The sequence below is a fragment of the Prescottella sp. GW823-FHT02E09 genome, from assembly GCF_058797375.1.
In genome coordinates, this window is the sequence record NZ_JBXAJP010000016.1 from 67,222 (window position 1) to 75,793 (window position 8,572).

At 68.6% G+C, this 8,572-nt stretch carries 8 protein-coding genes; 7 read left to right on the forward strand and 1 reads right to left on the reverse strand.

Annotated features, from left to right (window positions below; all coding sequences use genetic code 11):
* Positions 1-3 precede the first annotated feature (3 nt).
* Both AC1RIF_RS26785 and AC1RIF_RS26790 read left to right on the forward strand, forming a co-directional pair.
* Positions 4-837 (forward strand): helix-turn-helix domain-containing protein, encoded by an 834-nt coding sequence (locus AC1RIF_RS26785; protein ID WP_492604420.1) that lies wholly within the window; start codon positions 4-6, stop codon positions 835-837.
* Positions 838-1,032: 195 nt separating this feature from the next.
* Positions 1,033-1,971 carry a substrate-binding domain-containing protein gene (locus AC1RIF_RS26790; protein WP_492604421.1) on the forward strand — a complete coding sequence of 313 codons (939 nt, stop codon included), beginning with the start codon at positions 1,033-1,035 and terminating at the stop codon, positions 1,969-1,971.
* A 12-nt stretch (positions 1,972-1,983) separates the two neighbouring features.
* Here AC1RIF_RS26790 and AC1RIF_RS26795 read toward each other — a convergent pair whose 3' ends face one another.
* A complete protein-coding gene (locus AC1RIF_RS26795; protein ID WP_492604422.1) occupies positions 1,984-2,643 on the reverse strand; it encodes a TetR/AcrR family transcriptional regulator in 660 nt (219 codons plus the stop codon).
* A gap of 101 nt (positions 2,644-2,744) precedes the next feature.
* On the opposite strand from AC1RIF_RS26795, the gene AC1RIF_RS26800 reads away from it, so the two are divergent.
* From AC1RIF_RS26800 to AC1RIF_RS26820, 5 genes are read left to right on the forward strand one after another with little or no spacing between them, the layout of a single operon-like run.
* On the forward strand, positions 2,745-3,935 hold the full coding sequence (locus tag AC1RIF_RS26800; protein ID WP_492604423.1) for a lipid-transfer protein: 1,191 nt from the start codon (positions 2,745-2,747) through the stop codon (positions 3,933-3,935).
* A gap of 33 nt (positions 3,936-3,968) precedes the next feature.
* Positions 3,969-4,400: a type II toxin-antitoxin system Rv0910 family toxin gene (locus tag AC1RIF_RS26805; protein WP_492604424.1), complete on the forward strand. Its 432-nt coding sequence runs from the start codon at positions 3,969-3,971 to the stop codon at positions 4,398-4,400.
* A 7-nt stretch (positions 4,401-4,407) separates the two neighbouring features.
* The gene (locus AC1RIF_RS26810) at positions 4,408-5,271 is read left to right on the forward strand and encodes a MaoC/PaaZ C-terminal domain-containing protein (protein ID WP_492604425.1); all 864 of its coding nucleotides are present in this window, start codon (positions 4,408-4,410) and stop codon (positions 5,269-5,271) included.
* Between the two features lie 38 nt (positions 5,272-5,309).
* Complete coding sequence (locus AC1RIF_RS26815; protein WP_492604426.1) at positions 5,310-6,179, forward strand: SDR family oxidoreductase; 870 nt, start codon at positions 5,310-5,312, stop codon at positions 6,177-6,179.
* Between the two features lie 10 nt (positions 6,180-6,189).
* Entirely contained in the window at positions 6,190-8,391 is a 2,202-nt protein-coding gene (locus AC1RIF_RS26820; RefSeq protein ID WP_492604427.1) for an acyl-CoA dehydrogenase family protein, read from the forward strand.
* Positions 8,392-8,572: the final 181 nt, after the last annotated feature.

Sequence of the window (8,572 nt, forward strand, 5' to 3'; positions counted from 1 at the left end):
GCCGTGACGGCGTCTCATAGGGAACACGACGGTGAATGGCTGCGCTGGGGTGTGCCGTCGACGAACGAATTGGTCGTGCCGGAGTGCGCGATGGAGGCGGAGCCCGAGGACCTCGCGGTATGGGGCGGTCCCGCGAGTACCAGGCAGGCGGTCACCTGGGAGATGCACCACCATCGGGCCGACGAGATCCTGGTTCCGCTGTCGGGAACCGTGGTGGTCCGATCGGGCGTGCACGTGTGGAACCTGCTTCCCGGGCGGGGCATCTGGATTCCGGCCCGCTGCCGCCACTCGGTCCGGGTCGCCGCGAACTCGAGATTCCTCACCACCTACGTGGCAGCGGGACTCGGCCCGACGTTCGGCGCCGGCCCCGTCACGGTGCACGGCACGACGCTGCTGACCGAGCTCATGGTGCACCTCAGTTCGCGCGAGATGCCGACCGAGGCGCGAAGCAGGGCGGAAGCGGTCCTGCTCGATCTGCTGGAGCCGGCGGACGAGCGCGGCCGGATCGCGGTCCCCGGCGCGGGCCCGGCTGCACGTATCGCACAGGCGTTGTTGAGGACGCCCGACGACCCGCGGACGTTCGCGGACTGGGCCCGCGAGATCGGAGTCAGCACGAGCACCCTCGGTCGTCAGTTCCGGGAGGACACCGGTGTCAGCTTCGGCCAGTGGCGGATCCTGCTGCGCATGAACGTCGCGATGTCCCTGCTCGGGCAGGGCTGCCCGGTCGCGGAGGTGGCCGACCGGGTCGGTTATGCCTCGGCGAGCAGTTTCGTGGCCGTCTTCCGGCAGACGACCGGCATCACGCCCATGGCGTTCCGTAAGAGTTCCGATCGCTGATCGGTTTGCGACATTCTCTGACGAAATTGCCTGATTGATTCGGAGACGGATTCGCCCTACGGTCTGGTGGGTAGGAGAGGCTTACTTAACTCTCGGCCCGGACGGGTTCCGGTGACCGCTCGACGACATGGGGTAGAAGTGATCGATAGATGTCCGCCGCGATCCCGACGTGGCCGCCGTACGGTGCTCGCGATCGTGGCGCTCTCGCTCTCGGCGATTCTGTCGGCCTGCGGACAGTCGTCCTCGGCCGCGTCCGGCGAGAGCGCGGAAGGCTGGCGATACACCGATGCGCGCGGCACCGAGATCGTGCTCGACGAGGTTCCTGACCGGATCGTCGCGACTGCCGACACCGCGCCGGTCCTGATGGAGTACGGCATCACCCCGGTCGGCATCATCGGGTTCTCGCGGATCGACGAATCCACCTTGAGAGCATTCGATTTCGAGGGGATCGCGCACGTCAGCGAGACCGACACCGACATCAATGCGGAGAAGCTCCTCGCCGTGGACCCGGATCTGGTCATCGACATCTGGAGCTCGTACAACGGAGGCAACTTCGGCAGCATCTGGGGCGAGGACATCGATCGCGTCGAGAAGGTCGCGCCGATCGCCGGGGTGAAGATCACCGACGGTGCTCAGGCGGCCCTGGACGACTTCCGGGCGCTGATCGTGGGGATCGGCGGCACCGAGTCGACCGACGTCTACTCGGCCAGGAGTGAAGATCTCGGTCGGCTGAGCGAACGGGTGCGGGAGCTGGCCGCGCAGCGGGCGGACATCGATGTCGCATACGTGATCCCGCTCCAGTCGGGTCTCGACTACGCCGTGCCCGGATGGACACCGCTGGGCAGTCTGCTCGACGATCTGGGTGTGAAGTTCGCACAGCTCGACAGTGCGGACGGTTTCTGGGCGTCGGCGACCTGGGAGGAGCCGGGGGTCTACCCGGCCGATCTGTTGCTGGTTCCGCCGACGTTTTCCGACGCGCCGGAACTGACGTCGCCCACCTTCGTCCGGCTCCCCGCAGTGGCCGCCGATCAGGTTGCGGCCGTGGAACTCCGGTCCGGATACAGCCTGACCGGGATCACCGATCAGATGCAGCGGTTCGTCGATGCGTACGCCGCCGCCAGGAGCGTCGCCTGAGGTAGGCGCCGACTACAGTTCGGAGATGGGCGTGGCCAGTTCGACGGTCACGCCCATCTCTCGTAGGTTGCCCTCGAGTACGCTCCAGATCGACGTCACGAGAAAGCGTGCGAGTTCGTCGCTCGAGACCGTGCGCTCGGTCTGGCTCAGCCAGCGGTTGACCGTCGCGTCGACAAGCCCGACGAGTGCGAAGGCCAGCGACTCTGCGAGGTTCGACGCCTGCCCCCGCCGGTCGAGGATGCCGGTCAGCAGCGCACCGAGCTGCACGCCGATCGCGGTCTTGGTGCCGGTCACCACCCGTGAGCCGACGGTCCGCCGGCTGGGCGAACCCTTGCTGAGGAAAGCGTGCAGGCGGGGGTGTTCGACGATCCACTTCACGTACGTGTCGACCGCGAGTTCGATCGTCTCCCGGACGGTGCCGTGTGGGGTGAGTGCCGGGGTCAGGTCGGCCATCATGACGTCGATGATCCGGATCCGGATCTGTTCGTCGAGGTCGCCGCGGTCGGCGAAGATCCGGTAGACCACCGAGCGGGGGACCTGCGCGCGCTCGCAGATCTGCTGAACCCCGATGTCCGGTCCGCCGGCCTCGATCGCGGTCAGGGCCGCCTCGAGGATCCGGTCCCGGCGCTGCACCTTGTGGTCGTCCCACCGGGTCGCGCGTCCGTCCGTCATTCGGTGAACAGTAATCGAGTCGGCATTGACTGGACAGCGTGTCTCACTTACTTTTGGCTGGACAGCTTGTCACACACACTTGATCCGAATCGGGAGTCGGCATGAGCAACAGGGTTTTCGTCGTCGGTGTGGGGATGACGAAGTTCGAGAAGCCGGGCTCGCGCGAGTGGGACTACCCCGACATGGCGCGGGAGGCCGGGACCAAGGCGCTCGAGGATGCGGGCATCGACTACCGCGAGGTCCAGCAGGCGTACGTCGGGTACGTGTACGGCGAGTCGACGTCGGGTCAGCGTGCGGTGTACGAGTTGGGCCTCACGGGCATCCCGATCGTCAACGTCAACAACAACTGTTCGACGGGCTCGACTGCGCTCTACCTCGCGACGCAGGCGGTCCGCAGTGGTCAGGCGGACTGCGCGCTGGCGCTGGGGTTCGAGAAGATGCAGACCGGATCGCTCGGCACCACGTACGACGACCGTGAGCAGCCGATGATGCGGCACCTGCTCGCACTCGCCGAACTGCAGGAGTTCGCGATGCCGCCGGCGCCGTACATGTTCGGGGCGGCCGGCAACGAGCACATGGAGCGCTACGGCACCACCGTCGAGCAGTTCGCCAAGATCGGCGTCAAGAATCATCGGCATTCGATGAACAACCCGTACGCGCAGTTCCAGGACGAGTACACGCTCGAGGAGGTCTTGGCGGCCAAGCCGATCTACGGCCCGCTCACCAAGCTGCAGTGTTCGCCCACGTCGGACGGCTCGGGCGCGGTGATAGTCGCGAGCGAGGACTTCGTGGACCGGCACGGACTCGCGGCGCAGGCCGTCGAGATCGTCGGCCAGGCCATGGTCACCGACCTGCCCAGCACCTTCGAGGACCGTAGCGCGATCAGCCTGGTCGGAGCCGACATGACCCGTACCGCTGCGCGCCGCGTCTACGAGCAGGCGGGCATCGGTCCGGCCGACATCGACGTCATCGAACTGCACGACTGCTTCTCCACCAACGAACTGCTCACGTACGAGGCGCTCGGGCTGTGCGCCGAGGGGGAGGGTGGCAAGCTCGTCGACGCCGACGACACCACGTACGGCGGACGCTGGGTGGTCAACCCGTCCGGCGGCCTCATCTCGAAGGGCCATCCGCTCGGTGCCACCGGTCTCGCGCAGTGCAGCGAACTGACATGGCAGCTGCGCGGCGCCGCCGACAAGCGGCAGGTCGACGACGCCCGGGTGGCCCTGCAACACAACATCGGCCTCGGCGGCGCGGTCGTCGTCACCGCGTACCGGCCCGCAGAACGCTGAATCATTCTGTCCCACAACATCCCAGGAGTAGTCATGGCTTCCGTTTCCGTCTCCGCCGCTCTGCCTGCCGCGCCCGACAAGGCGTGGGCTGCGCTCTCCGACCTCTCCCGCTGGGAGGAGTGGCTCACCATCCACGAGGGCTGGAAGAGCGAACTGCCCACCGAGGTTCGTCTGGGCGCCACCTTCACCGAGGTGGTCTCGGTGATGGGCATGGCCAACAAGATCGAGTGGACCGTCACCGAGGTCGAGGTCCCGAAGCTGGTCAGGATCGCGGGCACCGGAATGGCCGGCGTCACCGTGGAGTTCACCCTCCAGGTCCAGCCCAACGGCTCGGGGAGTAAGGCCGTCATCGACGCGAGCTTCAAGGGCACCATGATCGTCGGGCCGATCGGCAAGGCCGTCGCCAAGAACGCGGCCGCCGATCTCGAGGCGTCCCTCGCGAAGTTCGCCGAGCTGGTCGGCTAGGCGCGCCGTGACCACGCCCACGGTCGAATTCGACACCTCCGGTCTCGGAGTCTGGACCGACGCGGAACAGTTCGAGGTCACCGCCGAACGCATAGCCGAGTACGCGGCGGCCACGAACGACCCCATCGAGCGGCACCTGCGCGGCGAGGTCGCCCCGCCGGTGTTCGCGGTGGTCCCGGCGTTCACGTCGATGGCGCCCGCGGCGCTGTCGGTGGCGCCCGTCGAACTGCTGATGAAACTCGTGCACGGCGAGCAGGACTTCCACTTCCGCCGGCCGATCTACCCGGGCGACACCCTGGTGGCCCGGGCCAAGCCGATCGGGTTCGAGGGACGCGAGAACGGATCCACCGTGGTCGTCTACGTCGAGACCCGCACGGACACCGGGGAACTGGTGAACGAGCAGTGGATGACGGCGTTCTTCCGCAAGGTCGATGCCGGGCCGGGTCTCGGGGATCGGGCGCCCGCGCACCGGTTCGACGACGCGCTGCGCGTCGCGCCTCCCGTGGCGTCGGTGGCGCAGCGCATCGACAAGGACCAGACGTTCCGGTATTCGCCGGCGTCGGGGGATCCCATGCCGATCCATCTGGATGACGAGATCGCCCGCATGTCCGGGCTGCCGGGCATCATCAACCACGGCCTGTGCACCATGGCGTTCACGTCGTGGGCCGCGCTCACCGAGTTCGCCGACGGCGACGTCGAGCGAATGAAGCGGCTCGCGGTCCGATTCGCCAAACCGGTTCTGCCGGAACAGGACATCGAGACACGGTTCCGGACGTCGGGTTCCGAATCCGGAGCCACCACCTATGCGTACGAGACCACCGTCGGTGACGAGCTGGTCATCAAGGACGGCCTCGCCGTCATCGCCGACTGACTGTGTGCCAACTGACTGTGTGACGGAGGAGAACACTGATGGGAACCCTGGACGGACGTGTCGCGATCGTCACCGGCGCGGGACGCGGCATCGGCCGTGAGCATGCACTGCTCTTCGCGGCGGAGGGCGCCGCGGTCGTGGTCAACGATCTCGGCGGCGCCAACGACGGCACGGGCGCGGACACCGGTCCGGCGCAGCAGGTGGTGGACGAGATCGTCGACGCAGGCGGCAGAGCCGTCGCGAACACCGACAACGTCGCCGACTGGGCGGGCGCCGCGGCGCTCGTCGCGCAGGCCGTGCGTGAGTTCGGCCGCCTCGACATCCTGGTCAACAATGCGGGCATCCTGCGCGATGCCTTCATCGCGGGGATGGAGGAGAGCCAGTGGGACGCCGTGATCGCGGTGCACCTCAAGGGGCACGCCGCGACGCTGCACCACGCGGCCGCGTACTGGAAGGCGCAGTCCAAGTCCGGTGAGCCGGTGCGGGCGTCGGTGATCAACACCGCGTCCGCGTCGGGCACGTTCATGCCCAACGCCGGCCAAGGAAACTACGGCGCCGCGAAGGCCGGTATCGCCGCGCTCACTCTCGTCGCGGCCGACGAACTCGAGCGGTACGGCGTGCGAGTCAACGCGATCGCGCCCATCGCCCGCACGCGACTCACGCTCGCGACCCCCGGCATGGGTGCGCTGTTCGCCGCCGAGGTGCCGGAGGGCGAGTTCGACGCGTTCGCGCCGTCGAACATCTCGCCGCTCGTCGCCCGGCTCGCGACGGCCGACTGCAAGCTCACCGGCAAGGTGTACGCGGTGCAGGGCGGTGCCATCTCCGAACTGATCAACTGGCACGGCGGCGACACCATCGAGAGCGACGGTCCGTGGACCGTCGACGACCTTGCCGAGCGCCTGGGCTGAGGGGGCCGACGTGGCACGCAATACCTACGAACTCGGTCTGGGCCTGAGCGACGAGCATGCGGCGCTGGCCGATTCGGTTCGCGGATTCGCGGAGCGGACCGTCACCGCCGAGCAGGTGCGGGCCGCGGTAGAGGCCCGCACCGAGGAGAAGTTCCCACCCTTCTGGTCGGCGCTGGCCGGCCAGGATCTGCTGGGGCTCGCGGTGCCGGCGAACCGGGGCGGTCACGGCGCCGGCCTGCTCACACTCGCTGTGGCACTGGAGGCTCTGGGGCGCACCGTCGCGCCCGGGCCGTTCGTGCCCACGGCCGCGGCCGCGGCGATCCTCGGCGCCGCAGACTCGAAGATCGGGATCGAGGTGCTCCCCGGTCTGCTCGACGGATCGCGCACCGCGGCAATTGCTCTCGGGCCACCGCTGCAGGCGACCTCGGAGGGCGAGGGGTACCGGCTCTCCGGAACCCTCGATGCGGTCCTCGGTGGCGAGCACGCGGACGTGCTGCTGCTGCCGGCCGGCGTGGCAGATGCCGTGCGCTGGGTCGTCGTGGACCACGCCGACCTGACGGTCACACCGCAGGACGGCGTCGACGTCCTCCGCGGGTCGGCGCGGGTCGAGGCCGCCGGGGTGAGCGTCGGGGCCGACCGGGTACTGGACGGGCTGACCGAGCGACGTGTCAGGTCGATCGTGTCGGTGGTGCTCGCCGCCGAGGCGGCGGGCGTGATGTCGTGGTGCGTGTCCACGGCGGCCGAGTACGCCACGACCCGCGTCCAGTTCGGGCGTCCGATCGGGCAGTTCCAGGGCGTCAAACACAAGTGTGCGCACATGGGCATCGCGTTGGAGAAGGCGCGGGCCGGGATCTGGGATGCGGCGTCGGCGCTCGACATCGACGACGATACGGCCGACTTCGCGGCCGAGGTGGCGGCGGTGATCGTGCCCGACGCCGCCGTCGAGGTGGCGCAGGACTGCATCCAGGTACACGGCGGAATCGGGTTCACGTGGGAGCACGACGCGCACCTGTACTACCGCCGCGCTCTGGCGATCCGCGGCGTGCTCGGAACCCGCGAGGAACGGGTGGAGCGCGTCGCGGAGCAGGCGCTCGCGGGCGTGGTGCGGCAGTCGGAGTTGGAGCTGCCGCCGGAGGCCGAGAACATCCGTGTGGCCGTGCGTGCCGAACTCGCGCCGATCGCGGCCGTCGACGACGAGGACGACCAGTTGATCGCACTCGGCGACGGAGGCTGGGTGCAGCCGCATCTGCCGAAGCCGTACGGGCGCGGCGCCGGGCCGCTCGAACAGATCGTCATCGCGCAGGAGATCAAGGCCGCGGGAATTGCGCTTCCCCAGTTGCTGATGGGCGGCTGGGCCGTGCAGGCGGTGGTGGCGCACGGTTCCGAGACGCAGAAGCGGGAACTGGCCGTGCCCACTCTGCGGGGTGACCTGGTGTGGTGTCACCTGTTCTCCGAGCCCGGCGCCGGTTCCGACCTCGCGTCGCTGACCACCAGGGGCGAGAAGGTCGACGGTGGCTGGAAGATCACCGGCCAGAAGATCTGGACCACCGTCGCGCAGTTCGCGGACTGGGCGATGCTCATCGCCCGCACCGACCCGTCCCGGCCGAAGCACGAGGGCATCACTTACTTCGTGCTGGACATGTCCACTCCGGGTGTGACGGTGCGGCCGCTGCGGGAGATGACCGGTTCGGCCCTGTTCAACGAGGTGTTCCTCGACGACGTGTTCGTTCCGGACGCGAACGTGGTCGGTGCGGTGAACGACGGCTGGCACGTCGCTCGGACCACACTGGCGGGGGAGCGGGTGGCGCTGAGTCAGAAGATGGAGGCGTACGCGAGCGACAAGGATCTGCTCGCGTTCGTGCACGGCCGGGAACAGGGTCCGGTGGGCCGCTACCGCTTCGGCGAGTTGATCGCCGAGAGCCAGGTGATCGATCTGATCGGCGCGCGGGTGGTCCTGAAGCAACTCTCCGGTGCGGACGTGAGTACGACGTCTTCGGTCGGAAAACTCCTGGGCATGGCTCTGGGACAAGCGATCTCGGAGTTCGTGGTAGCCGAGCTGGGTCCGGCGGGGGTCGTGGCCGTGCCCGGGCAGCCGAGCGACAAGGCGATGGAACAGCTCATCGCCGGCCGGGCCACGACGATCTACGGCGGTACCACCGAGGTGCAGCTCAACGTGATCGCCGAGCGGATGTTGGGTCTGCCCCGGGACTGACGCGGTCGGGCCGGGCCTGACGGACAGAACTTCGTGTCCGCCGTTTAGTACGAAACCTCGCATTCCGTACAGAGTTTCTCCGCGGCGGAGTGTGGTTCTCGGTCGAGGGGGGGGGGGGGGGGGGGGGGGGGGGGGGGGGGGGGGGGGGGGGGGGGGGGGGGGGGGGGGGGGGGGGGGGGGG

Excerpts from the sequence above, each read along its gene's own strand:
- AC1RIF_RS26795 (WP_492604422.1), bottom strand. The coding sequence starts at position 2,643 with ATGACGGACGGACGCGCGACCCGGTGGGACGACCACAAGGTGCAGCGC.
- AC1RIF_RS26805 (WP_492604424.1), top strand. The coding sequence starts at position 3,969 with ATGGCTTCCGTTTCCGTCTCCGCCGCTCTGCCTGCCGCGCCCGACAAG.
- AC1RIF_RS26815 (WP_492604426.1), top strand. The coding sequence starts at position 5,310 with ATGGGAACCCTGGACGGACGTGTCGCGATCGTCACCGGCGCGGGACGC.
- AC1RIF_RS26800 (WP_492604423.1), top strand. The coding sequence starts at position 2,745 with ATGAGCAACAGGGTTTTCGTCGTCGGTGTGGGGATGACGAAGTTCGAG.